Origin of the sequence: Pseudomonas sp. MM211 (assembly GCF_020386635.1) — a bacterium.
In the GTDB taxonomy this organism is placed as follows: Bacteria; Pseudomonadota; Gammaproteobacteria; order Pseudomonadales; family Pseudomonadaceae; genus Aquipseudomonas.
Genome location: NZ_CP081942.1, coordinates 1,637,390 through 1,663,147 on the forward strand (window position 1 = coordinate 1,637,390; position 25,758 = coordinate 1,663,147).

Below are 25,758 nucleotides of genomic sequence, written 5' to 3' on the forward strand. Positions count from 1 at the left end.
GCGCGCGGTTACTCTTTTGCAGTCGGCTGCTCGTCGCGCAGGGGCAACTGCTCTTGCCGGGGTGGCTGATCCTGAGCTTCGGCCTTGGCGCTGTCGTCCTCCAGGCTCTGCACGGGCAGTGCCGGCGGTGGTGTCAGGCCCATGGAAACATAGATGCTGGTCAGCGCGTCGACGCCCATGTTGGCCGATTTCACCCACTCAACCGGGACATACAGCAGGCCGCCGCCGATGGGGATCGGCGCAGTGGGTACAAGAATCGCGAAGTGCGGACGGCCTTCCAGTACCACCGGTTGCGAGCTGGGTTGCAGGGCGAGAACTGCCACGCCATCACCGCCGAAGAAACACCACACCGGACGCATGCTGGTGATATCGGTGTTCTTCTTGTCCAGCAAGCCGACGAAGCGGTCAGCGAGGTTGTAGAAGTTGCCGATCAGTGGCGTGCGGCGCAGGGTTACGTCGATCAGCCAGCCAAGCGGCTTACGCAAGCCCAGCTTCACGGCTAGACCCAGTGGATAGAGGCTGATCAGCAGCACCAGAGTGCCGAGCAGGTAGGCCAGAAAGGGGTTGCTGGCGAAGGGTGTGCCGAGTGCGGCGAACAGCCTGCCGATGGCGGTGGACGGGCCGATCAGGTTGTTCAGTAGGCTGACGATCCAGGCCAGCACCACCATGGTCAGCGCCAGTGGCAGCAAGGCCAGCAGGCCAGTGAGCCAGGTCGCGATGATGGATTTCAGGCTAAGTTTGAACATCGAGGGGGCGTCCTGTCGTCGAAGCGAGGCAGGTAGACGCGCTACCTGCCGGGTTTTTCAGCCGTTTTTTAGCAGCGTTTTCCAGGGCTTCAGGCTCATGATGATCTGCGCCTGGGTCATGCGTGGCTCCAGTTCTTCTGGACTCAGCGGGCGCTTGGCCAGTTCAGCCAGTTTGTTGAGTTCACCGAACAGGCGATCGGTCTCGGCGACGTCGAGCACGCCACGCGCCAGGTGCAGCCAAAGCAGCAGGCGCTCCAGGCGTGGCAGCTGTTCGGCGAGGTCTTCAGGCTGCTGCTGGTAGCGCTTGAGCTGCAGATCCCGGCCTTCTTCAGCAATAAAGGTCGGCAGCCAGCTTTGCAAGGCGGCGGCGCCCTGACGATCACCACGCTTGTTGCGCGAGGCCGTCCAGGCACGGCTCAGCAACCAGCGCGAGGCGTTCAACGAGAACAGACCCCAACGGGTTTGAGCCAGCTCGGCGGTGAATTGTGCAGGAGCGTCCTGGCGTGCCGCTTCGTCCTCTTGACCGGCGAGCACCCGTGGGCGCCAGTCTTCCAGAAGCGCGTCGAGTACCTTGCGCAGCTCGCTGCTGCTGGCGCGCGGTGCGGCTTGGCCGAGGCTGCCGAGCAAGGCGCGCAAGTCGATCAGGCACTGCTGCCAGTCAACCAGCAGGCGCCAGTGGCCGTTGTGGCGATACTGCTCGGCCAGGCGCTGGCTGCTGCCAAGCAGGAACCAGCCGATGGCGGCGACGCTATCGTCCAGGCTCTGCTCGGGCGGCAGCTCCGGGGTGGGCAGCTGCAGGCTGTAGCTGCCTTCGTCGAACAGGCGGTAACCGCGCTCGGCCTTGCTGATATCGCAGGGCATCAGTGGCAGATCGGCAGCCAGTTCGGCGGCCAGCTCCAGCAGGGCTTCGGGCTCACCCTGGCGCAGTTCGAGTTCCAGCTCGCAGATTTCTTCCTGCTGCTTGCCAGCGATTACCTTGCCCAGATCCAGGGCTGCCTCGATGATCACTCGAGCCTTGCCACGGCCCCAGGCGATCTCGGCGCGCTGACGAACGAAGTCGGTGGTGAAGATCGGCTTCAGCTGTTTCTTGTCCAGCTCCGCCAGGCTGGCCGGCCAGCAGCTGTCGTCGAGCTTTTTCAGATCCAGCTTGGCCTTGGCCAGGTTCCAGTCCCACTCGTTACGCTCGGACAACCCGGCCACGCTCTGGCCACGGCTCTTCAGGGTCTGGATTACCTGATCGCCATCCTTGCGAATGCGCAGGGCGACCTTGGCGCCAGCGAGGTCACGCGCTTCGGTGTCGAAGTACTGGTTGAACAGCTCGCTTGTCTCCCAGCCAGTTTTGCTGCGCTTCTTCAGCAGTGGGTGGGTTTGCAGGGCGGCCAGGATTTCGCGGCTGGCGCGCAGTTTGATTTCGGTTTCTTTATTCATTGCGAGGGCTCGGTGAAACGGCGACGGCGGCGGGGGTGGCACGGTGCTGGACGCTGCCCGGCACGTTAGGGCGTACAGGGTAGTGGAAAAGCGCGGCGGATGCAGGTCGGCGAACGGTGCTGGCTGCCGGTAACGGAGTGGGTGAACTAAGCATGGTTACAGTTTCGCTGATATTTCCCCGGCGTTCGCTGAAAATCCGTGAGGAAATGCGACATTGTGACGGAACGATGACACGCGCTGGCTTGCCTCGGATGTCATCCGTATACTTGCCGCCTCTTTGACAGACAGGGGTCACCCCCATGCCAAGCAATCCGTTCATCAGCAGCCTGTTTGGCCGCTCACCTATTGGACCGATGCAGCAGCACATTGCCAAGGCCCATGAGTGTGCAGCCAATCTGGTGCCATTCTTCGAGGCGGTAATGGCCGAAGACTGGGCGCGCGTCGAGCAGGTGCAGCAAGAGATGGTTCGCCTCGAAAACGAAGCGGACAAACTCAAGAAAAATGTACGTATGCACCTGCCCAAGAGCCTGTTCCTGCCGGTGCCACGTTCCGATCTGCTGGAACTGCTCAGCACCCAGGACAAGGTCGCCAACCGGGCCAAGGATATCGCCGGGTTGATGCTGGGCCGCTCCATGACCATCCCTGCCGCGCTGCAGCCGCTGATGCTGGCGTATGTGCAACGCTGCGTGGACGCCAGTGCTCAGGCACTCAAGGCGATGAAGGAGCTGGATTCGCTGCTCGAGGCCGGTTTTGCCGGTCGTGAGGCCACCCTGGTCGAGCGCATGGTCGAGGAGCTCGAGGAAATCGAGCGCGAAACCGACCGCCAGCAGATCGAGGTGCGCCGCACCTTGTTCAAACTGGAAAAGGATCTTCCCGCAGTCGATGTGATGTTCCTCTATCGGATCATCGACTGGGTCGGAGACATTGCCGATCGCGCAGAGCGCGTGGGCAACCGGCTGGAACAACTGCTGGCGCGCTAAGCCGCCAGCATCCTTTCTGGGTTTACAGGTAAATCTCTATGTCTCTTGTCGCGGACTACGGTTTCGTACTCCTCGTGATGGCCTGCTGCTTTGGTTTGTTCATGGCGTGGGGTGTCGGTGCTAATGATGTGTCCAATGCCATGGGCACTTCGGTGGGTGCCAAGGCACTGACCATCAAGCAGGCGATTCTCATCGCCATGGTCTTCGAATTCTGCGGTGCCTACCTTGCCGGTGGCGAGGTAACCGAAACCATCAAGAACGGCATCGTCGATGCATCGGTGATTCCTGCCGACATGTTCGTGTTGGGCATGATGGCGTCGCTGTTGTCGGCCGGCACCTGGCTGCTGATCGCCTCGTTGCGCGGCTGGCCGGTATCGACCACGCACTCGATCGTCGGTGCGATCATCGGCTTCGCTTCGGTCAGCGTGTCGGTCGATGCGGTGAACTGGGGCGGCCTGGTACCCATCGTCTCCAGCTGGGTGGTCACGCCGTTCATCTCCGGCCTGCTCGCTTTTGGCCTGTTCATGAGCGTTCAGTGGTTGATCTTCGACACCGAAGACCCGTTCCGCAATGCCAAGCGCTGGGTGCCGGTGTACATGTTCCTGACCGGCTTCATGCTGGCGTTGATGACCTTCACCAAGGGCCTCAAGCACGTTGGCTTGAACTTCACCACCGGCCAGAGCATTCTGCTGTCCGCTGGTGTCGGCCTGCTGGTCGCCGGCCTGGGCATTCTGCTGCTGCGTCGCATCAAGCTGGATCCGGAAGCCGATAAGGACTTCCACTTCGCCAGCGTCGAGAAGGTCTTCGCGGTGCTGATGATCTTCACTGCCTGCTCCATGGCCTTCGCACACGGTGCCAGCGACGTCTCCAACGCCGTCGGCCCGCTGGCTGCGGTTGTCGGTGTGATCGAGGCGGGTGGCGACATGGCTATTGGCGGTCAGTCTTCGGTGCCCGGCTGGGTGCTGCTGATGGGCGCCGTGGGTATCGTCATCGGCCTGGCCACCTACGGCTGGAAGGTGATTGCCACCATTGGCAAGAAGATAACCGAACTGACCCCTAGCCGCGGCTTTGCCGCCGAGCTGGCCACTGCGGCCACCGTGGTCGCTGCTTCTGGCGTTGGTCTGCCGATCTCCACCACGCACACGCTGGTGGGTGCGGTACTGGGTATCGGTTTGGCGCGTGGTATTGGCGCCCTGAACCTGGCCGTAGTCGGCAAGATCTTTACCTCTTGGGTCGTCACCCTGCCAATCGGCGCAGCGCTGGCGATTATCTATCTGGAAATCTTCATGCTGATCTTCCTGTAAGACGTTTTAGCGATCTGCCCTGCAGGTCGCCAGTACGGCTTAAGGACGCGGCAATTCTCCATTGGCGGTTCTCGCGGGCCTCGCTTCTCTTTATGATGAAGCGACCGACCCGAGAGAGCCGCCATGTCATTTACCCTCAAGGATCGTTTCGCGGCGCTGATTGCCGCGCCATCGGTCAGTTGCACGCAGCCTGCGCTGGATCAATCGAACCTTCAGGTCATCGATCTGCTGGCCAACTGGCTGAGCGACCTGGGTTTCACCTGCGAGAAGCAGCAGGTCGAGCCGGGCAAATTCAATCTGCTCGCCACCTACGGCAGCGGCCCCGGCGGCCTGGTGCTGGCCGGGCACAGCGACACCGTTCCCTTCGACGAAGCCCTGTGGCAAAGCGATCCGCTCAAGCTCACCGATACCGGTGATCGCTGGGTAGGCCTGGGCGTGTGCGACATGAAGGGTTTCTTCGCGCTGATCATCGAGGCCGTTCAGAGCCTGCTCGACCAGCCGTTCAAACAGCCGCTGATCATCCTTGCCACCTGTGATGAAGAGAGCTCGATGTCGGGCGCACGGGCCCTGGCCGAAGCCGGGCGGCCGCTCGGGCGTGCTGCGGTGATCGGTGAGCCGACCGGGCTCAAGCCGATCCGCCTGCACAAGGGCGTGATGATGGAGCGCATCGACATCCTCGGGCAAAGCGGACATTCCTCCAATCCGGCGCTGGGGCATAGCGCGCTGGATGCCATGCACGACGTCATGGGTGAGCTGATGCAACTGCGCCGCCAATGGCAGCAGGAGTATCGCAACCCGCAATTCAGCGTGCCGCAGCCGACCCTCAACTTCGGTTGCATCCATGGTGGCGACAACCCCAATCGGATTTGCGGGCAGTGCTCTCTGGAGTTCGACCTGCGCCCGTTGCCCGGTATGCAGCCGGAAGCCTTGCGCGCAGCAATCCGTCAGAAGCTGCAGCCCCTGGCTGAGCGCCACGAAGTGAGCATCGACTTCGCCCCGCTGTTTCCCAGCGTGCCGCCGTTCGAACAGGTCGCCGATGCCGAGCTGGTGCGCCTTGCCGAGCGTCTGACCGGGCATACTGCAGCTGCGGTTGCCTTCGGTACCGAAGCGCCGTATTTCCAGCAGCTTGGCTGCGAGACGCTGGTGCTTGGCCCTGGCGATATCGACTGCGCCCACCAGCCGGGTGAGTACCTGGATGTTGACCGCCTGCAACCTACGGTCAAGCTGCTGCAACAGCTGATCCGTCACTATTGTCTGTAAAACAGGGAGCCTACCGCTGATGCTTTTGCGACGACGATAACGCACTGAGCCTGCCTGCGAAGCGAGTGCTTCGCGCCCACCGATGCTTCTTTCGTTTTCACAAAGGTTTCGCTGCGCATGCACGACTACGTCAACTGGCTTCGCCACGCTTCGCCCTACATCAATGCCCACCGGGACTGCACCTTCGTGGTCATGCTGCCCGGCGAAGGGGTGGCCCACCCTAATTTCGGCAATATCGTCCACGACCTGGTGTTGTTGCACAGCCTGGGCGTGCGATTGGTACTGGTGCATGGCTCGCGCCCGCAGATCGAGGCACGCCTGAGCAATCGCGGGCTGACCCCGGTTTACCACCGCGACCTGCGGGTGACCGACAGCCCGACGCTGGAGTGCGTGATCGATGCGGTCGGCCAGTTGCGCATTGCCATCGAGGCGCGCCTGTCCATGGACATCGCCGCATCGCCGATGCAGGGCTCGCGCCTGCGAGTGAGCAGCGGTAACTACGTCACCGCGCGGCCCATCGGCGTGCTGGATGGCGTCGACTATCACCATACCGGCGAGGTGCGGCGGATCGACCGCAAGGGCATCAATCGCCAGCTCGATGAGCGCAATATCGTGCTGTTGTCGCCGCTGGGGTATTCACCCACCGGCGAAATATTCAACCTGGCCTGCGAGGACGTGGCCATGCGCGCGGCCATCGATTTGGCTGCCGACAAGCTGATCCTGTTCAGCAGCCAACAGGGCCTGCTCGACGACGACGGCAAGCTGATCCGCGAACTACGTCCGCAACAGGTTCCTGCCCATGTTTCGCGCCTGGGCAGCGACTATCAGGGTGAGCTGCTGGATGCCGCAGCCCAGGCCTGCCGCAGCGGCGTCAAGCGCAGCCATATCGTTAGCTACACTGGCGACGGCTCGCTGCTGACCGAGCTGTTCACTCGCGATGGCGGCGGCACCCTGGTCGACCCCGAGCAGTTCGAATCGCTGCGTGAGGCGAACATCGGTGACGTCGGTGGCCTGATCGAGCTGATCAGTCCGCTGGAAGAGCAGGGCATTCTGGTGCGTCGCTCCCGGGAAGTGCTCGAGCGCGAGATCGGCCAGTTCAGCATCGTCGAGCGCGACGGCATGATCATCGCCTGCGCCGCGCTCTACCCGATTGCGGACTCGACCTGTGGTGAACTGGCCTGCCTGGCGGTCAATCCCGAATACCGCCACGGCGGCCGCGGCGACGAACTGCTCGAACGCATCGAAGAACGCGCCAAGGCCAAGGGCATCAACACCCTGTTCGTGCTCACTACCCGCACGGCGCACTGGTTCCGCGAGCGCGGTTTCGAGCCAAGCAGCGTCGAGCGCATGCCCGCGGCGCGGGCTTCGCTGTACAACTTCCAGCGTAATTCGAAGATATTCGAGAAGGCGCTTTAGGGCGGGTTACCTATGGCTCCTACAGGGCGTAGGAGCCGATGGCTGCTTCAGGAGTCGAATCAGGCGCGCTTTTTGGTGACGGAAGGATTGGGCGCGGCGCGGTTGATCTTCTCTGCACTGAGTCGGCGCTGGCCTTCTCCGTCGACCCAGCCTGCTTCCCAGGCGGCAGCGGGGACGCTGTCATCGAAGGGCTGCGTCTGTGACGAGTGGCCTGCCAGACCAGCCATGTAGCCTTGTTGGTAAGCCTTGGTAAGGCTCTCCAGGCTCCAGTGCTGATCTTTTTCGCGGTGGGTCATGAGAGGGGTTCGCATTGAGTGCCTACACACAATGCTAGCCAAATCCATCCGATAGAAACGGGCCGCTGGTCTCGGATTTATGACCATTGGTTTTTTTTGTGACGTAGTCGGCGTGAGCAGTCGAGTTATTGCTCAGACCGCCAACGCCAGAATGCTGGCCTGATAGGCCGCGGCGAAGCTGTCGAAGTCACCATCCTCATGCACCTCCAGGTCAGCCTGCTCCTGCAGGGAACGCTGTGCAGCCTGCTCGAATTCGGCCTGTTGCTCGGCACTCAGCGGTTGCCCGCGGAAATGCTCGGCATGGCGCTTGCTCTGGCGCAGGGAGAAGGCCGAAAAGCTCTCACCCTTCTGCAGTTCTGCCAGCACCTGAGCCGATGGCGTCAGGCTGGCGTCATCGATTTTCGCACGCTGTGCCTGCAGGGCGCTGGCATGGGCTTCGCCACCCTGGCTGCTGTCGAGCAACCGGGTGATCGCTTCAATACCGTCGAGCAGCTCATGAGCCCAGCTCTGCAGCACTACCGGCCCGCCCTGGCGATGCAGGTGCAAGCCGGGGCGACGACCTTCCTTGACCACTTTGAGGAAGTTGTCGGAACAGCTGCCGCACTCGCCATTGCTCAACTGCGGGCTGTCCTGCAGTGCGCAGAACAGCAGGAAGGCGTCGAGGAATCGCGATTCGGCAAGGTCGATGCCCATTGGCAGGAACGGGTTGATGTCCAGGCAGCGGGCTTCCACGTACTGTACGCCACGGGCCACCAACGCCTGGATCGGCCGCTCACCGCTGTAGGTCACGCGCTTCGGGCGGATGTTGGAGTAGTACTCGTTTTCGATCTGCAGAATGTTGGTGTTGAGCTGCAGCCAATCGCCGTCCTTCTTGGTGCCGATGTTGACGTAGGGCGGGTAGGGCGTGCCGACTGCCTGGCGCAGGCTGTCGGTGTAGCTGGTCAGGTCGTTGTAGCAGGGCGTCAGCCCGGCCTGGGCTTCGCTCTGGTAACCCAGGTCGCTCATGCGCAGGCTGGTGGCGTAGGGCAGATACAGGGTGTCGGCGTCGAGCTCCTGCAGCTGGTGGGCGCGGCCGCGCATGAAGTTCTTGTCCAGTGCCGGGGACGCACCGAACAGGTACATCAGCAGCCAGCTGTAGCGGCGGAAGTTACGGATCAGCGCAATGTAGCGCGACGACTGATAGTCGCGTGCGCTGCGCGTGTCGCCCTCGGCCTGCTGCAGTACGGCCCACAGCTGCTCCGGTAGGGAGAAGTTGTAGTGAATGCCGGCGATGCACTGCATGGTCTTGCCGTAACGCAGCGCCAGGCCTTTGCGGTAAACGTACTTGAGCTGGCCGATATGGGAGTGGCCATAGCGGGCGATCGGAATGGTCTCTTCGTCCGGCAACGGGCCGGGCATCGACGGGCTCCACAGATACTCGCCGTCGAGCTTGCTGTAGACGAAGCGGTGGATGCGATCGAGTTCGTCCAGCGTGTCGCTCGGATCGACTGCGGTCGAGGTGATGAACTCGAGCAGCGACTCGGAGTAATCCGTGGTGATCTGCGCGTTGGTGAGCGCCGCGCCGAGGGCGACCGGATGCCCGCTCAGCGCCAGCTCGCCTTCGCCATCGACGCGCAGGCACTCGCGTTCGATGCCATGCAGGCACTGGGAAAGCAGGGAAAGATTGGCGTGCTCACCGAGCAGTGCCAGACGGCGGGAGAACAGGTCGCTCAAGATTGCATTCCTTCACGCAGCGGTCGCCCCAATATGGGGGTGGATTCTGCACTCTACAAGGGGGCGGATTGCTGACGTTGGTCGTCTGGCGAAAAGAGCGCGCATTCTACCGCTGCAAGGCGCTCTGGCGAAGAGCTGCAGTCGAGTTGAGCACGCTTGCTGTGGGCGTCGTAACCAGCCGGCCCCACGGGCTTGGTAGGCCGCAGAGCCACCATTAGAGGCAGGCGAAGGTGGCCTGCGCCTTGGCGACCAGTTTGTCGTGCTGATGCACTTCGGCCTCGATCACTTGGGTGCGACGCCCGGCGTGTACCACCCAGGCGCGGCAGCTCAGTTCACCCTCGGTAACCCCGCGAATGTAGTTGACCTTGCACTCCAGGGTGACGCTGCTCGGCTCGCCGTCACTGAGGCTGTGGCTGGCCTGGCCCATGGCGCTGTCGATCAGCGAGAATAGCGCACCGCCGTGCAGCTTGCCGTGCAGGTTGCGCAGGCCATCGTGCATGCTCAGCTTGATCACTGCTTCGCCGGCTTCGGCTTTGACGATCTTCAAGCCAAGCAGGCGCCCGAAGGCGCTGCTTTTGCCGATCTCTTCTACAGGCTCGCTCATGGCTTACTTCCTCAACTGCTTGGCGTTGGCGAATAGCGAGGCCATTGCGGCGTTGGCTGGGGCCGGTTTTTCCTGCCCTGAGTGACGCTCCGCGCGCGGCGTTTGGCCACCTTTGCCGCCTCCCTGACGGGCACCGCCGCGCGGCCCTTCCACCTTCTCGCCGGGTGTATCACCCATGCGCATCGACAGGGCGATGCGGTTGCGTGGGATGTCCACTTCCATGACCTTGACCTTGACCACGTCACCGGCCTTGACCGCCTCGTGCGGGTCTTTGATGAACTTCTCGGACAGCGCCGAAATATGTACAAGGCCGTCCTGGTGGACGCCGATATCGACGAAGGCGCCGAAGTTGGTCACGTTGGTCACCACGCCCTCGAGGATCATGCCCAGCTCGAGATCCTTGAGGGTTTCCACGCCTTCCTGGAACTCGGCGGTCTTGAACTCGGGACGCGGGTCGCGGCCGGGTTTTTCCAGCTCGCTGAGGATATCGCCGACCGTCACCAGACCGAACGTCTCGTCGGTGAATTTCTTCGCATCCAGGCGCTTGAGAAACCCTCCATCGCCAATCAGCGAGCGGATGTCGCGGCCGGTGTCGACGGCAATGCGTTGCACCAGCGGGTAGGTTTCCGGGTGCACTGCCGAGGCGTCCAGCGGGTTGTCGCCGTTCATTACGCGCAGGAAGCCGGCGGCCTGTTCGAAGGTTTTGTCACCGAGGCGCGGGACTTTCTTCAGCGCGTCGCGGGTCTTGAACGCGCCGTGGGCATCGCGGTGAGAAACGATGTTCTGCGCCAGCGTGGCATTGAGGCCGGAGATGCGCGCGAGCAGGGCGCTGGAGGCAGTGTTCACGTCCACGCCAACGGCGTTCACGCAGTCCTCGACCACGGCGTCCAGGCTGCGCGCCAGTTTCAACTGGGAAACGTCGTGCTGGTATTGGCCCACGCCAATGGATTTCGGGTCGATCTTCACCAGCTCGGCCAGCGGATCCTGCAGGCGACGGGCGATGGACACGGCGCCACGCAGGGACACGTCGAGATCCGGGAATTCCTTCGCGGCCAGTTCCGAAGCCGAATACACCGAAGCGCCGGCTTCGCTGACCATGATCTTGGTCATCTTCAGGCCTGGGTATTTCTTGATCAGTTCGATGGCCAGTTTGTCGGTCTCGCGGCTGGCGGTGCCGTTGCCGATGGCGATCAGATCGACGCCATGCTTGGCGCACAGTTTGGCCAGCACGTTGAGGGTGCCGTCCCAGTCGTTGCGCGGCACGTGGGGGTAGACGGTCGCGGTATCCAGTACCTTGCCGGTGGCGTCGACCACGGCAACCTTGCAGCCGGTGCGCAGGCCCGGGTCGAGGCCCAAGGTTGCGCGCGGGCCGGCCGGTGCGGCCAGCAGCAGGTCATGCAGGTTACGGGCGAAAACACTGATGGCTTCGTGCTCGGCGCCTTCTCGTAGCTCGCCCAGCAGGTCGGTTTCCAGGTGGGTGTAGAGTTTGACCTTCCAGGTCCAGCGCACCACTTCGCCCAGCCATTTGTCGGCGGCACGGCCCTGGTTGGAGATGCCAAAGCGCTCGGCGATCATGCCCTCGCAGGGGTGCAAGGTGCCGGGTAATTCGTCGCCGACCTTGAGGCTGGCGCTGAGGATGCCTTCATTGCGGCCGCGGAAAATGGCCAGCGCGCGGTGCGAGGGTGCGCTCTTGAGTTTCTCGTCATGCTCGAAGTAGTCGCGGAACTTGGCACCTTCCGCCTCCTTGCCGGCAACAACGCGAGCGCTGAGGGTGGCGTTGTCCTTGAGGAAGCCGCGCAGGTTGCTGAGCAGGCTGGCGTCTTCGGCAAAGCGTTCCATGAGAATGTACTTGGCGCCTTCGAGCACAGCTTTGGTGTCGGCGAAGCCCTTCTCCGCATCGATGAAGCGCACTGCCTCGGTTTCCGGGGTCAGGTTCTGGTCATTGAATAGCGCATCGGCCAACTCGCCAAGGCCCGCTTCCAGGGCGATCTGGCCCTTGGTGCGGCGCTTCTGCTTGTAGGGCAGATAAAGGTCTTCGAGGCGGGTCTTGGTATCGGCGAGATTGATTTCGCGGGTCAGCTCCGGGGTCAGCTTGCCCTGTTCCTCGATGCTGGCGAGGATGCTGGCGCGGCGATCGTCGAGTTCGCGCAGGTAGCGCAGTCGCTCTTCCAGATTACGCAGCTGGGTATCGTCGAGGCTGCCGGTGACTTCCTTGCGGTAGCGTGCGATGAACGGCACGGTGGAACCTTCGTCGAGCAGTTCGACAGCGGCGGCGACTTGTTGCGGGCGTACGCCCAGTTCTTCGGCGATACGATTATTGATGCTGAGCATAAGAAAGAAGAATCCACCCTGAAACTACGAGAACCGGCCTCGCTCATGATTGGCCGGACGATAAAGCGGCGCATTATAGCCACGCAAAGATGCGCTCATGCCACCTGCCGTAAGTTGCAGTCAGACCGTTAAAGAGGGCGAAGTGCGCCAAGAGCAGCGAAAAATCTGCTAACAATGGACAATACGTGGTCTATACGGCCTCTGAGCCATAATGCCGCGTTGAAGTCGGGCGCGTCGCGTCGCGGATTCTCGATCAAGGAGCCACTATGAGCAGCACTGCAGCACAACCGGTCGAAGGTGAGAAAATCCTGATTGTCGATGACGATGCCCGTCTGCGGCGTCTGCTCGAGCGTTTTTTCGACGAGCAAGGTTATCGCGTACGTGCGGTAGAAAACGTCGAACAGATGGATCGTCTGCTGTCGCGCGAACTGTTCAATCTGGTGGTACTCGACCTGATGCTACCCGGCGAAGATGGCCTGAGTGCCTGCCGTCGCCTACGCGCCTCGAACAATCAGGTTCCGATCATCATGCTCACTGCCAAGGGCGACGAGAGCAGCCGTATCCAGGGCCTGGAGCTGGGCGCAGATGATTATCTGGCCAAGCCGTTCAACCCGCGTGAATTGTTGGCGCGAATCAAGGCTGTACTGCGTCGCCAGGCACCGGTGGTGCCGGGTGCGCCAGGCGCCGAGGATGAGAGCGTTACCTTTGGCGATTACGAGTTGTCCCTGGCAACCCGCGAGCTGAAAAAGGGTGAAGAAGTGCACATGCTCACCACCGGTGAGTTCGCCGTGCTCAAGGCGTTGGTACAACACGCCCGCGAGCCGCTGACCCGCGACAAGCTGATGAACCTGGCTCGTGGTCGCGAGTGGGATGCGCTGGAGCGCTCCATCGACGTGCAGATTTCCCGTCTACGTCGGTTGATTGAGCCGGATCCTTCCAAGCCGCGCTACATCCAGACCGTCTGGGGCGTGGGCTACGTGTTTGTGCCGGACGGCAACAAGTAACTTCCTCTATGTAGGTCGGGCTGTGCGCTGCGTTGCCCAACACCCTGCCGAGCCTGCTGTCTGCCAGGCTCGGCGCCGCCTTAGCCCAACCTGCCGATGGATTGCGCCGTTACCTTATGAAAGCCCCGCTGTGGTTCCCGCAAAGCTTCTTCTCGCGCACCCTCTGGTTGGTGCTGATCGTCGTGCTGTTTTCCAAAGCGCTGACCCTGGTTTATCTGATGATGAACGAGGATGTGCTGGTCGACCGTCAGTACAGCCACGGTGCAGCGTTGACGCTGCGCGCTTACTGGGCAGCTGACCCGGAGGATCGGGCCAACATTGCCGAGGCCGCCGGCCTCAAGCGGGTGCCGCGTACCGAGGTGCCGGCCAGCGAGGAGCACTGGCCCTACAGCGAAATCTTCCAGCGGCAGATGCAGTCCGAACTCGGGCCGGATACCGAAACCCGGGTGCGCGCCAAGAGCCCGCCGGCCTTATGGGTGCATGCACCGACCCTGGGCAATGACTGGCTGCGGGTGCCGCTCTATCCCCATCCACTGCGCGGCCAGCGTATCTGGAGCGTGTTGGGCTGGTTCCTCGGTATCGGTCTGCTATCCACCGCTGCCGCCTGGATTTTCGTCCGCCAGCTCAGCGCGCCGCTCAAGCGCCTGGTATTCGCCGCCCGCCAGTTCGGCCAGGGGCGCAGCGTGCGGCTGCCGGTCAGTGACACGCCGAGCGAAATGGCTGAGGTGTATCGCGCCTTCAACCAGATGGCCGAGGATGTCGAACAGGCGGGTCGCGAGCGCGAGCTGATGCTGGCCGGTGTTTCCCATGACCTGCGTACGCCGTTAACGCGTCTGCGCCTGTCGTTGGAGTTTCTCGATCACGACTCCGAGCTGACTGACGACATGGTGCGCGATATCGAGGATATGGACGCCATCCTCGATCAGTTCCTGGCATTCATCCGCGATGGGCGTGACGAGCCGGTGGAAGAGTTGAATCTGCCCGAGCTGATCCGCGAAGTGGTCGCGCCCTACAACCAGAAACAGGAGCAGGTGAGTCTATTTCTGGAGTCGGTACCGGCATTCCCGCTGCGCCGCGTGTCGATCAAGCGGTTGATCGTCAACCTGATCGAAAACGCCCTGCGCTATGGTGGCAGTGCCGTGGAAATCGTTCTCTCTGTGGCCGATGACCACAGTGCACCCTACGTTGTGCTCAGTGTGCTGGATCGCGGTACTGGTATCGATCCGAGCGAGCTTGGCAACATCGTCAACCCGTTCATTCGCGGTGACCGTGCGCGCGGTGGACAGGGCGCAGGACTTGGTCTGGCGATCGTCAAACGCATCGCTTCGCTGCATGGTGGCAGTGTCGAGTTGCGTAATCGTACGGGTGGTGGTCTGGAGGCGCGTATCTGCTTACCGTTAGGATTGGTGTTGCCGCGCGACGCGGCGTGATTATGGGCTAGGCTTTATTCGAGGCATGCAGCTGCCCAGCCCGTGCTGGCTGATTTATGCTGTGCTGGCGTATCGATATGAGGTCTGCATGCCCCCCACTTCCGAGCGCCTGCCGTTCTGGACATGGTGGTTGCCACTTCCGGCGTTCCATCTGGCCACTTTGCTTTCTTTGACCACCCAGTTCGAGGGTGGTATGGCGATTCTTTACCTGCCTTTTGCTCTGGGGTTGGTACTGACGCTCTGGTGGGGCCCGCGCGTGTTGCTGGGGCTCTACCTCAATGCAATGCTTTGCGCGCCACTGTGGGGGCTCGACTGGCGCTGGGCGCCGGTGCATGCACTGCCGGAGACCTTGGGCGTCACGTTCTGTTATCTGCTGTTGCGCTGGCGGCCATTCGATGCGGCGTTACCGGATATCAGTCATTTGCTGCGCTTCATCCTGCTGGGCGTATTGCTGCCAGCGGCGCTGACCTGCTTGGTATTGTTGGGTACATTATTACTGTTGGGCAGCCTGTCCGCCTATGAGGCGCCGCAGGTGGCACTCACGCTGTGGTTGGCCGACAGCCTGACTGCCCTGGTGATCTCCACTGCGCTGCTGACCTACTTAAGTCCTTGGCTGCGGCGGCGCGGTTGGCTGATGAACGTCGAGAACATTGCTGCACCTCTGCAGCAGGTGCCCGAGGTGTTGCGTTCGCTGCCGTCCAGGTCTCTGTTGTTGATTCTGCTGGTGTGTTTGCCAGTGCTTCTGGAGTTTCTGCCGCTGGCCCTGAAACTGCCGTTGATTGGTCTGCTCATGCTGAGCCTGGCGTTGGTTTGGGGGTTTGCCGGCGCTCTGTGTGGTGCGGCGATGAGCGTGCTGAGTATCCTCGTGTTGCCCTGGTTTCATGGCGTGGCCGCCAGTGCCAGCTGGATCGAGCCGCAGCGGCTGGAGTTGCACTTCAGCATCCTGCTTTTCACGCTGGCGGCCATGTTGGTCGGGCGTAGCCTCAGTGATCTGCGCCTGGCGCTCGTCCGCAGCGCAGCGATGCAGCAACAGCTGGCGTTGGCCAACCTAGCGCTTGACGCCAGCCCGCTCGGGGTAGTGATCGCCGATGCCAGGCGCGAAGATTTGCCGCTGATCTACTGCAACCCGTCGTTCGAACGTATTACCGGTCGTGATGTGCAAGGCAGTCTGGGGCTGAGCCTGCGCCGGTTGCTGCGCGATGACCGGCGACATGAAGACATGCGGGTGCTGGAAACGGCTATCCGCCGTGGCACTCCGGGTAATGCGGTGCTGCACCTGCAACGCAAGGGCGGTCAACCGTTCTGGAGTGAGGTGATTCTGGCGCCGATGCATGATGAGTCGGGGCTCAGTCATTTCATCGTCATGCAGCAGGATGTCAGTGCGCGCGAGCAACTGGCTCAAGAGGTGGCTCGTCAGCGCGAGGAGTTGCTCCAGCAGAGCCACCTGTTCAGCCAGACAGAAGACCTAGCCAATATCGGCGGTTGGGTGCTCAACATGCACGATATGAGCATGTACTGGAGTGCTGGCTGCTTCACGATCTATGAGTTGGATCCGCGAAAGGCAGCGCTTACCTTCGACGAATCGGTGGGCCGGTTCGATGCCACCGGGCAGGCGTTGGTTTATCGAACCCTGCAGGAGATGATCGAGGGCGGTGAGCGTTTCGACCTCGAAGTACGAGTGACCACCTTTCTTGGCAAGACACGCTGGATTCGCCTGCGTGGTGCCGCTGAGCGCGATGGTACGCAATTGGTTCGTCTGTATGGTGCCGTTCAGGACATCACTGCGCGGCGCCGTACCGAGCAGCAGTTGCGCGAGCGCGATGATCGCCTGCGGCTGTTCTTCGAAGCACCTCTGATCGGCATGGCGTTGATCACGCCTACGTTTGGCTGGGAAGAGGTCAACCTCAAGCTGTGCAGCATTCTCGGGCGCAGCCGTGAGCAGTTATTGGACTGCAACTGGGAAAGTATCAGCGTCGCTGACGATCTCGAGGTCGAACAATGGCTGCTCGATGATGTGCTGCAAGGCAGCCGGGAAGGCTTCGAGCGCGACCGGCGTTTCGTTCGACCTGACGGCAGCGAAGTGCAAACGCGGCTCAACTTGCGCGCCGTACGGCGTGGCAACGGCGGCATCAGTGGTGGCATCAGTATGTTCCTGCTGTTGGTCGAGGACATCAGCGCACGCTTCGAGGCTGAAGCGCGTTATCGCACCATTGTCGAACATGCCCCTGAGGCCATCCTGCTGTACACCGAGGATGGCGGGATGGTCGATTTCAACGAGAACGCTCTGCGCATGTTCGCCTGTCGCCGTGAAGATCTGCTCAGTCGTCGGCCCTTCGAATTGAGCCCCGTACGACAGCCCAATGGAGCGCTCTCTGCTCAGGCCGGAAAGGTCTATGTCGAGGCGGCGTTGCAGGGCGCTGCACCCGTATTCGAGTGGACGCACCGCGACAGCAGTGGGCGGCGTTTCCCCTGTGAAGTAAGCCTGGTACGGCTGCCTGGTGAGCCGGCGCTGATCCGCTGCAGCATCTCCGATATCTCCGAGCGTCAGCGCTACCAGCGGGAAATCGAACGCCTGGCTTACAGCGATGAACTGACGGGGTTGCCCAACCGCCGGCTGCTGCTCGATCGACTGCAGCACGCCATGGATCGTGAAATGCGTGAGGGCAGCCTGGGCGCCTTGCTGTTCATCGATCTCGACCATTTCAAGACCGTTAACGACAGCCTCGGTCACTTGGTGGGCGACAGCTTGTTGCGTGAGGTCACGGTACGTCTGGCGAGCCAGTTGCGGGCTGAAGACACTTTGGCGCGAATGGGCGGCGATGAGTTCGTCGTGCTGCTCGAAGCCCTGGACGCCAATCCGCAGCTAGCTGGTGAACAGGCCGCGCTGATCGCAGAAAAACTACTCAAGAGTCTGGAAGGATCGTGTCTGATCGACGGCCATGAATTGTCGGTCAGCGCCAGTATCGGCATCGCCCTGCACCCCTTTGGCGCTCAGAACGCCGCTGATGTTCTGAAACAGGCGGACACTGCCATGTATCGTGCCAAGCAGGCCGGCCGCAATGCCCTGCATTTCTTTGCGCCGGAGATGCAGGCTGCCATCGATCAGCGGTTGCAGCTACAGGGTGAGTTGCGCCAAGCGATCGCGCGCAACCAGTTGTACCTGGCTTTCCAACCACAGCTGCGGCTCGACGATGGCAGCGTCATCGGCGCCGAAGTGCTGGTGCGTTGGGCGCACCCTGAGCGCGGCGAGATAATGCCGGGGCAGTTCATCCCCCTCGCCGAGGAAACCGGACTGATCCAGGATATCGGCAACTGGGTGCTGGAGCAGGCGTGTGCTGCTCTGCAGCGCTGGCTGCCGGAGCGGCCGCAGATGGTGTTGGCGGTGAACCTCAGTCCACGTGAGCTGCGCAGCCGAGGTTGTGTCGCGCGGGTCAGCAGTTGCCTGCAGCGCTATGCAGTGCCGGCCGCTGCGCTGGAGCTGGAACTCACCGAGGGCGTGCTGCTCGAGGATGTCGAGCAGTGCATCGCCAATATGCAGGCGCTCAAGGCATTGGGCGTGCGCTTCTCCATCGATGATTTCGGCACCGGTTATTCCTCCCTGACTTACCTCAAGCGATTGCCGCTGGACAGGCTGAAAATTGACCGTAGCTTCACCCAGGATCTTGGTACTGGCGAGGTTGGTAGCAACACGCTGCTAGTCGAAACCATCCTGATGATCGCCCGCAATCTCGACCTGGAATGCGTAGCCGAAGGCATCGAGACCGCTGAGCAGCTCGAGCACCTCAAGGCGCTGGGCTGCGAATTCGGCCAGGGCTATCTGTTGGGCAGACCGGTAGTCGAGGCGGACTTCCTGGCCAGGCTCGACATGCCGTCGCGGGTGCTTCCCTAAGTCGCGTTACCAGGCAAGGGTAGCGCCCAGCAGGCGCGCGTTGCGACGGTAGGGCCAGGCACGATTGGCGTCGCCGTGGCCGCTGGGCAGGTCGCCGTACAGCGGGATATCGAACGGCGCGAGGTACTCGCCGATGATTTCCTCGATGCTGTGCTGCACACCGCGCCGCGGGCAGTCGGTGAAGCTGCCCAGGCATACCGCTGCCGGGCGCTGCTCGCCGAAGCTTTCGAACAGTTGCCAGAAGCTGCGCTCAAGGCGGTAGTAGGGCTCGCCGACGTCCTCGAGAATCAGGATGGCGTTGGCGGGCAGCTGCATGCCGGCGACGGTACCGCAGCCGCTGGCCAGTGCGGTGAGGTTGCCGCCAACCAGCGGGCCTTCTACGGCAGATTGCGGGCCGCTGATATGGCGTACCGGCAGTGACTGGCTACGCCCTTGCAACAGATCCCATAGCGAGCGCATGGAGGCCAGCCGTTCACGCTGCCCGGCTGGCGCGGCCAGCGCTTGCAGGCCGAGCGCGGTGGTCACCGGGCCATGGATGCCTGGCAGGTCATGGCGGGCGAAGGCATCGAGCAGGATCGACAGGTCGGAATAGCCGATCAGCGGGCGCGGGGTGGCTTTCTGTAGCAGCGCCCAGTCGACCCCTGGCAGCAATTGCGCGCAGCCGTAGCCGCCGCGCAGGCACCATACGGCGTCGATACCCGGCAGGCTGAACGCTTCGTGAAGGTCATCCAGACGCTGCGCAGGTGTGCCGGCCAGGTAGCGATGGCGGGCGCGCACATTGCGGCCCAGGTGGTAGTCGATGCCCTGCACCTCGAGCTGCGCAAGAGTCGCTTCGAATACGTCGTCGGCGATGGCCGAGGCGGGCGCGATGAGTGCCAGGCGGCCTGCGAATGGTTTACTCATCCTTTGCCCTTGGTACGCGTCAGGTTGGGGCCGCCGTTCTTTTCCAGAAACTGGATGATCATTCCGGCGACGTCCTTGCCGGTGGTCACTTCGATGCCCTCCAGGCCAGGCGAGGAGTTCACCTCCATTACCAGCGGGCCGTGATTGGAGCGCAGGATGTCGACCCCCGCTACCGACAGGCCCATGACCTTGGCCGCGCGGATGGCGGTCATGCGTTCTTCCGGGGTGATCTTGATCAGGCTGGCGGTGCCGCCGCGGTGCAGGTTGGAGCGGAATTCACCGGGCTTGGCCTGACGCTTCATCGCCGCGATGACCTTGTCGCCGACCACGAAACAGCGGATGTCGGCGCCGCCGGCTTCCTTGATGTATTCCTGCACCATGATGTTCTGTTTGAGGCCCATGAAGGCCTCGATCACCGACTCGGCCGCCTTCTCCGTCTCGCACAGCACCACGCCGATACCCTGGGTGCCTTCCAGCACCTTGATCACCAGCGGTGCGCCGTTGACCATGTCGATCAGGTCGGGGATGTCGTCCGGCGAGTGGGCGAAGCCGGTCACTGGCAAGCCGATGCCGCGGCGCGACAGTAGCTGCAACGAGCGCAGTTTGTCTCGCGAGCGGGCGATGGCCACCGATTCGTTGAGTGGTACCACGCCCATCATCTCGAACTGGCGCAGTACCGCGCAGCCGTAGAAGGTCACCGAGGCGCCGATGCGCGGGATCACCGCGTCGAAGCCTTCCAGCGGCTTGCCGCGGTAGTGGATCTGCGGCTTGTGGCTGGCGATGTTCATGTAGGCCCGAAGGGTGTCGATCACCACCATTTCATGGCCGCGCTGCTGCCCGGCTTCTACCAGGCGGCGGGTGGAATACAGGCGCGGGTTGCGCGACAGCACAGCAATCTTCATTGGGCACCGCTCGGGTCGGGAAGCACGGGTTTGTCTTGTACGTAAGTGAGCGCCGGGTTGACCACCAACTGGCCTTCGATCAGCGCTTTGGAGCCCAGCAACATGCGATAGCGCATGGTCTTGCGGCTGGCCAGGGTGAACTCCACCGGCCACTGTAGATCGCCCAGCATCAAACTAGTGCGAATTACGTAGCGGCTCTGCGCCAGACCATTGGAACTCTTGATGCTCTTATAGGCGACCAGGCGCGCTTCGCAACGATGACGGCGCTGCACCTGAGTGCCGATATAGGCGGTGAACCGCACCCAGCGCTCGCCATCACGCTCGAATGGCTGGATATCGCTGGCATGCAGGCTCGAGGTGCTGGCGCCGGTGTCGATCTTGGCGCGCAGGCCGATAATGCCCAGCTCCGGCAGGTTGACCCACTCGCGCAGGCCGATCACGTTGAGGTGGTCGAATGTCTTCAAGAAAGGTTTCCGTGGCTGAGGTCTAGCTTCATGGCGGCCATGGTACTGAAAATAAGGTGCTGTGCGAGGCTGTCAGCGAGCAACATCCGCTGCTGGCCATGCCGCCTCGGCAATTGCCGCCAAGCCCCTGAACTGCGGCTTGGCGAACAGGTAGCCCTGCATCAGGCTGATCCCGGTGGCGGCGAGAAAGTCCCGCTCTTCTGCCGTTTCGATGCCTTCGGCGATCACCATGATGTTGAGGTCGGCACAGATGCTGACGATACCTCGCACGATGGCCTGGCGCGCCTTGTCCTGATCAATTCCGCGAACCAGCGCCATATCCAGCTTGATCAGGTCGGGTTGAAAGTCAGCCAGCAACGTAAGGCCCGAATAGCCAGCGCCAAAATCGTCGATCGCGGTCTTGAAACCGAATTCCTGATACTGACGGAGGATATTCGTCAGGTGCTGGCTGTCTTGCAAATGATCGCTTTCGATGGTTTCGAAGATCAGTCTGTGCAGCGGGAAATTGTGCTGCCTTGCGGCTTCCAGGGTGCTGCGGATGCACAACTCCGGGCGGTACACGGCATTGGGCAGAAAGTTGATCGAGAGGTGGGTGTCCATGCCCAATTGCATCGCTTCGGCAATGGCCTGGGTGCGGCAGCGCTGGTCGAAGCGGTAGCGGTTGTCATCGTTGACGCGTTCGAGGACGCTCAGCGCACCTTCACCCGCCGATCCGCGCACCAGGGCTTCATGGGCGAACACCTGCCGGGTACGGATGTCGACGATGGGTTGGAAAGCGAAATTGAAGTCGAAATCCAACTCCGGGCTACTCTGGCAGCCGCGACATTTTTCAGGGTGGGTAAGGTCGCTGGGAAAATGGGTCACTGCTGCTCCGGAATAGCGGTTGCACGATCAATGCTTGTGTCCGTCTGACAATATGGACAGGCTGATGTGGCAGCGAAATTGTGATGGCAATTCAATCGACGGTGAGGTGATGGTGGCAAAGCAGGATGCCGATGACAAGGTACGCTTGGACAAGTGGCTGTGGGCCGCGCGCTTCTTCAAGACGCGCGCCCTGGCCAAGGCGGCGATCGAAGGCGGCAAGGTGCATTGCCGTGGCGAGCGCTGCAAGCCGGGCAAGGAACCGAAAGTAGGCGAGGAGTACGTGATTCGTACCGGTTTCGAGGAACGTACGGTGACCGTGCAGGCGCTCTCCGTGGTGCGCCGCGGCGCGCCAGAGGCCCAAGCGCTGTATGCCGAAACCGGCGAAAGCATCGTGCGCCGCGAGCTGACTGCTGAGCAGCGCAAGGCTGGCGCCTTGGGCGTGCAAACCGATGGGCGCCCCAGCAAGAAGCAGCGCCGGCAGCTTTTCTACCTGCGCGGCGGCTCCGGCGATTGGGTGGAGTAGTCGGGGTCAGCGCGCGCTGATCACGCTAAACGATCCCAGTAATGGCACTTTCGCCAAGCCCCGCATCACCGGCAGAGTCACGCGCTCGATCGCCGCGCTGGCGCGGAAGGCCAGCGGTGTGTAGCAGCTCCAGGCGATACCCAGGACGCTGAGCAGTACACCGCCGACCAGAGCGTCCGCACCCCAGTGGGCGCCGGCGACCAGGCGCGGCATCGAGCCAATTAGCGCGACCGCCCAGACCAATGCCCGGCGCCAGCCGCTGACGAAGAGGCTGCAGAATATTGCCCAGATCATCAGCACCGAGGCGTGATCACCGGGGAAGCTGCGGCTGGCGCTATCCTTCAGATCCCAGCGTTCTTCCCAGGCTGGGAACATTTCGGTGAGCCGCGCGCTGCCTTCCACCAGCAGCGAGGGGCTTGCGTGCTGCCAGCCCATGTACTCGACCAGATCGGCGAACAGCACGCGCATCAGCAGCATGACGGTCAGCGCCACCAGAAACGCATAAAGCCCGGTGCGTACCTGCGCGGCCGGAAATACCAGGCCGGCGCGCAACATGATCGCCAGCATTACCAGACCTACACCCGCGTCTACCGGGCGCATGCTGCCGATAGCCCAGATATGCGCCCACAGGCCGCCGGCATGTACCGGGTCGTTGAGCAGGTGGAACAGCCACAGATCGAACTGATTCCAGTAAATACGAGTCACCGGCCACAGCCAGCTGGCGAACAGGAGAGCGATGAGCAGGTGGCTGATGATCAGGGCGCGAGGGCGCCATTGGGCATTTAAACTGAGGAGCATGGCGGAAGGGCTTTCGAGGAAAACCGCCGATTCTAGGCAGCCTGGGCGCCGCCTTGGTGCCTTTCAGGCTCTCGTTCAGCCTTCGTTCAGCGGGGCGCACCTCAGCCGTTCTTCGCATTCAGCTTGGTCGGCGCCGCGTTTGCGCCTAAAATTGCCGGCCTCCAGGCCAGTGGCGCCGTCCCCTGGTCTGCTACGCATCTTTGAGCAGGCGATCCGTTATGTCCGACTTCACCCAACGCTTTCTTTTCGACGATACCGATGTGCGCGGTGAATTGGTCGGGCTGTCTGGCAGCTACCAGCAGGTGCTGGCCAAGCACGAGTACCCACGGCCAGTGGCGCAATTGCTTGGTGAATTGCTGGCCGCTGCGTCTTTGCTGGTCGGTACGCTGAAGTTCGACGGTTTGCTGGTGCTGCAGATACGTTCGGAGGGCCCGGTGCCGCTGCTGATGGTGGAGTGCTCCAGCGACGGCGAGCTGCGTGGCATCGCCCGCTACGAGGCTGAGCGCATTGCCGATGCTGACGGCCTGACGCAACTGATGCCCGAAGGCGTGATGGCCATGACCGTGGATCCGAAGCAGGGGCAGCGTTATCAGGGCATCGTCGCCCTGGACGGTGACACCCTGGCCGACTGCCTGACCAACTATTTCGCCACTTCCGAGCAGTTGGCCACGCGCTTCTGGTTGTGTGCCGACGGCCTGCGTGCCCGCGGGTTCCTGCTGCAGCAACTGCCGGCCGATCGCCTTACCGATGACGAAGAGCGCGCTGCCAGTTGGGAGCAACTGGTGATCCTCGCTGACACCCTGCAAAGCGAGGAATTGCTGGGGTTGGATAACGAAACCCTGTTGCATCGTCTCTACCATCAAGAGTCGGTTCGACTGTTCGATCCGCGCCTCCTGCAGTTCCGTTGTAGCTGCTCTCGTGAACGCTCAGCCAAAGCGCTGGTCAGTTTAGGGCAGGCCGATGCCGAGCTCTTGCTCAGCGAGCATCACGGCCGTGTGGAAGTCGACTGCCAATTTTGCAACGAGCGCTATGGGTTTGATGCCACTGACATCGCCCAGTTGTTCGCCGGTGGAGGCAGTCAGCAGCCCTCTGACACGCGTCATTGAGGGCCGCCAGCAACGCGCAGCGTGTTCGGATTTGGGGGCTGCCCTCGCAGTTCGCTTTTCTGGCATAATCCGCGCACTTTTTTAGCTGTAGTCCTGCTCCGTGCATGACTACAAAACGTTTGGAAGACTCGGCCGTTGGCCGACGGGGACTCACATGACGCAAGCCAATAACGCTGTGTACACCGACATCAGCACCGCTCAACTGGTCGAAGAAGCCCTTCGTCGCGGTGAGGGCGAACTGGCGTCCAGCGGTGCTCTGGTTGTACGCACCGGCCACCGTACCGGGCGTTCTCCGGTCGATCGCTTCATCGTCGATGAGCCGAGCACTTCGGCTGACATCGGCTGGGGGCCGATCAACCGCAAGTTCCCGGCTGACAAGTTCGATGCCCTATGGGATCGCGTTCAGGCGTTCTCCGACGCCCAGGACAGCTTCGTTTCTCACGTTCATGTAGGTTCCGCCGAAGCTCACTACCTGCCTGTCAAGATGACCACTGCCACCGCCTGGCAGAACCTCTTTGGCCGCCAGCTGTTCATCGAGCCGACCCAGTACAATCCGTCCGCCAGGCAGGAATGGCAAGTACTCAACGTTGCCAACTTCGAATGCGTGCCTGAGCGTGATGGCACCAACTCCGACGGTTGCGTGATCATCAACTTCGCTCAGAAGAAGGTGCTGATCGCCGGTATGCGTTACGCCGGTGAAATGAAGAAAGCCATGTTCAGCGTGCAGAACTTCCTGCTGCCGGCCGCCGACGTGCTGCCGATGCACTGCGCTGCCAACATCGGTGAAGAAGGCGACGTGACCCTGTTCTTCGGTCTGTCCGGCACCGGCAAGACCACCCTGTCCGCCGATGAAAGCCGCTACCTGATCGGTGACGACGAGCACGGCTGGGGCACTGGCGTGGTGTTCAACATCGAAGGCGGTTGCTATGCCAAGTGCATCGACCTGTCCGAGAAGAACGAGCCGGTCATCTGGAAAGCCATCAAGTTCGGCACCGTGCTGGAAAACGTGGTGCTCGACGAGCAGCGCGCACCGGACTACACCGACGATAGCCTGACCCAGAACAGCCGTGCCGCTTACCCGCTGGAGTTCGTCGAGAAGCGCAGCGAGAAGAACCTCGGTGGCGAGCCGAATGCAGTGATCTTCCTGACCTGCGACCTGACTGGCGTGCTGCCACCGGTGTCGATCCTCAACGAAGAGCAGGCGGCCTATCACTTCCTGTCCGGTTACACCGCTCTGGTCGGTTCTACCGAAATGGGTTCGGCCCTGGCATCAAGTCGACCTTCTCCACCTGCTTCGGCGCACCGTTCTTCCCGCGCCCGGCTGGCGTTTACGCCGAGCTGCTGATCAAGCGCATCCAGGCGTTCGGCTCCAAGGTCTATCTGGTCAACACCGGCTGGACCGGCGGTGGCTACGGCGTCGGCAAGCGTTTCAACATCCCGACCACGCGTGGCGTGATTGCTGCCATCCAGAGCGGCGCGCTGATTGGTACCGAAACCGAGCAACTGCCGATCATCAACCTGAGCGTGCCGAAGGCCGTTCCGGGCGTCGAGACCAATCTGCTCAACCCGCGCAACACCTGGGCTGACCAGAATGCCTACGACGAGGCCGCCAAAGGCCTGGCCAAGCTGTTCATCGACAACTTCACCAAGTTCGATGTCAGCGACGCCATCAAGAAAGCCGGCCCGCAGCTGTAAGCTCGCGCCGTGTTCGACAGAGCCGCCTTCGGGCGGCTTTGTCATTTATGGGCTATCGCGGCCTGTAAAACGCTTTCCATACACGCTACGGTTATTGGCCAT

At 62.1% G+C, this 25,758-nt stretch carries 20 protein-coding genes and 1 pseudogene; 10 read left to right on the plus strand and 11 right to left on the minus strand.

The features are described from left to right. Nucleotides 1-8: 8 nt before the first annotated feature. A complete protein-coding gene (locus K5Q02_RS07375; RefSeq protein WP_225837866.1) occupies nt 9-746 on the minus strand; it encodes a DUF502 domain-containing protein in 738 nt (245 codons plus the stop codon). A 57-nt stretch (nt 747-803) separates the two neighbouring features. Next, a complete protein-coding gene (locus K5Q02_RS07380) occupies nt 804-2,174 on the minus strand; it encodes a CYTH domain-containing protein (protein WP_225837868.1) in 1,371 nt (456 codons plus the stop codon). Between the two features lie 299 nt (nt 2,175-2,473). Here K5Q02_RS07380 and K5Q02_RS07385 point away from each other — a divergent pair, with 299 nt between their 5' ends. From K5Q02_RS07385 to argA, 4 genes are all read left to right on the plus strand, one after another. Further along, on the plus strand, nt 2,474-3,154 hold the full coding sequence (locus K5Q02_RS07385) for a TIGR00153 family protein (RefSeq protein ID WP_225837870.1): 681 nt from the start codon (nt 2,474-2,476) through the stop codon (nt 3,152-3,154). A 38-nt stretch (nt 3,155-3,192) separates the two neighbouring features. Continuing rightward, entirely contained in the window at nt 3,193-4,458 is a 1,266-nt protein-coding gene (locus K5Q02_RS07390) for an inorganic phosphate transporter (RefSeq protein WP_225837872.1), read from the plus strand. Between the two features lie 123 nt (nt 4,459-4,581). Further along, entirely contained in the window at nt 4,582-5,718 is a 1,137-nt protein-coding gene (gene argE / locus K5Q02_RS07395; protein WP_225837874.1) for an acetylornithine deacetylase, read from the plus strand. Nucleotides 5,719-5,835: 117 nt separating this feature from the next. After that, nucleotides 5,836-7,134, plus strand: a complete 1,299-nt coding sequence (gene argA / locus K5Q02_RS07400; protein ID WP_225837876.1) for an amino-acid N-acetyltransferase — start codon at nt 5,836-5,838, stop codon at nt 7,132-7,134. A 59-nt stretch (nt 7,135-7,193) separates the two neighbouring features. Here argA and rmf read toward each other — a convergent pair whose 3' ends face one another. From rmf to K5Q02_RS07420, 4 genes are all read right to left on the minus strand, one after another. Further along, entirely contained in the window at nt 7,194-7,430 is a 237-nt protein-coding gene (gene rmf, locus K5Q02_RS07405; RefSeq protein WP_225837878.1) for a ribosome modulation factor, read from the minus strand. Nucleotides 7,431-7,562: 132 nt separating this feature from the next. Beyond that, a complete protein-coding gene (gene gshA / locus K5Q02_RS07410) occupies nt 7,563-9,143 on the minus strand; it encodes a glutamate--cysteine ligase (protein WP_225837880.1) in 1,581 nt (526 codons plus the stop codon). 214 nt (nt 9,144-9,357) lie between these two features. Next, entirely contained in the window at nt 9,358-9,747 is a 390-nt protein-coding gene (locus tag K5Q02_RS07415) for a PaaI family thioesterase (RefSeq protein WP_225837882.1), read from the minus strand. Between the two features lie 3 nt (nt 9,748-9,750). Then, nucleotides 9,751-12,078, minus strand: coding sequence for a Tex family protein (locus K5Q02_RS07420; RefSeq protein WP_225837884.1), 2,328 nt, complete (start codon nt 12,076-12,078; stop codon nt 9,751-9,753). Nucleotides 12,079-12,344: 266 nt separating this feature from the next. On the opposite strand from K5Q02_RS07420, the gene ompR reads away from it, so the two are divergent. From ompR to K5Q02_RS07435, 3 genes are all read left to right on the plus strand, one after another. Next, nucleotides 12,345-13,082, plus strand: a complete 738-nt coding sequence (ompR, locus tag K5Q02_RS07425; protein WP_225837895.1) for an osmolarity response regulator transcription factor OmpR — start codon at nt 12,345-12,347, stop codon at nt 13,080-13,082. A 116-nt stretch (nt 13,083-13,198) separates the two neighbouring features. Further along, nucleotides 13,199-14,512: an ATP-binding protein gene (locus K5Q02_RS07430; protein WP_225837897.1), complete on the plus strand. Its 1,314-nt coding sequence runs from the start codon at nt 13,199-13,201 to the stop codon at nt 14,510-14,512. Between the two features lie 88 nt (nt 14,513-14,600). Beyond that, nucleotides 14,601-18,401 (plus strand): bifunctional diguanylate cyclase/phosphodiesterase, encoded by a 3,801-nt coding sequence (locus K5Q02_RS07435; protein ID WP_225837907.1) that lies wholly within the window; start codon nt 14,601-14,603, stop codon nt 18,399-18,401. A 6-nt stretch (nt 18,402-18,407) separates the two neighbouring features. Here K5Q02_RS07435 and K5Q02_RS07440 read toward each other — a convergent pair whose 3' ends face one another. From K5Q02_RS07440 to rimA, 4 genes are all read right to left on the minus strand, one after another. After that, complete coding sequence (locus K5Q02_RS07440) at nt 18,408-19,304, minus strand: S66 peptidase family protein (RefSeq protein WP_225837909.1); 897 nt, start codon at nt 19,302-19,304, stop codon at nt 18,408-18,410. Further along, nucleotides 19,301-20,206: a 30S ribosomal protein S6--L-glutamate ligase gene (gene rimK / locus K5Q02_RS07445; RefSeq protein WP_042554499.1), complete on the minus strand. Its 906-nt coding sequence runs from the start codon at nt 20,204-20,206 to the stop codon at nt 19,301-19,303. Before rimK ends, K5Q02_RS07440 begins: the two co-directional genes overlap by 4 nt. Then, nucleotides 20,203-20,670 (minus strand): retropepsin-like aspartic endopeptidase RimB, encoded by a 468-nt coding sequence (gene rimB, locus K5Q02_RS07450; protein ID WP_442963975.1) that lies wholly within the window; start codon nt 20,668-20,670, stop codon nt 20,203-20,205. The genes rimK and rimB overlap by 4 nt, the downstream gene beginning before the upstream one ends. Nucleotides 20,671-20,742: 72 nt before the next feature. After that, a complete protein-coding gene (rimA, locus tag K5Q02_RS07455; protein ID WP_225837911.1) occupies nt 20,743-21,534 on the minus strand; it encodes a S6 modification regulatory phosphodiesterase RimA in 792 nt (263 codons plus the stop codon). A gap of 109 nt (nt 21,535-21,643) precedes the next feature. Between rimA and K5Q02_RS07460 the strand changes: the two genes are divergently transcribed. Then, a complete protein-coding gene (locus K5Q02_RS07460; protein WP_442963993.1) occupies nt 21,644-22,057 on the plus strand; it encodes an RNA-binding S4 domain-containing protein in 414 nt (137 codons plus the stop codon). A 6-nt stretch (nt 22,058-22,063) separates the two neighbouring features. Here K5Q02_RS07460 and K5Q02_RS07465 read toward each other — a convergent pair whose 3' ends face one another. Further along, nucleotides 22,064-22,855 carry a phosphatase PAP2 family protein gene (locus K5Q02_RS07465; RefSeq protein ID WP_225837913.1) on the minus strand — a complete coding sequence of 264 codons (792 nt, stop codon included), beginning with the start codon at nt 22,853-22,855 and terminating at the stop codon, nt 22,064-22,066. A gap of 218 nt (nt 22,856-23,073) precedes the next feature. Here K5Q02_RS07465 and hslO point away from each other — a divergent pair, with 218 nt between their 5' ends. Beyond that, nucleotides 23,074-23,961 (plus strand): Hsp33 family molecular chaperone HslO, encoded by an 888-nt coding sequence (gene hslO, locus K5Q02_RS07470; RefSeq protein ID WP_225837915.1) that lies wholly within the window; start codon nt 23,074-23,076, stop codon nt 23,959-23,961. A 154-nt stretch (nt 23,962-24,115) separates the two neighbouring features. After that, nucleotides 24,116-25,656, plus strand: a pseudogene (locus K5Q02_RS07475) (phosphoenolpyruvate carboxykinase). Nucleotides 25,657-25,758: the final 102 nt, after the last annotated feature.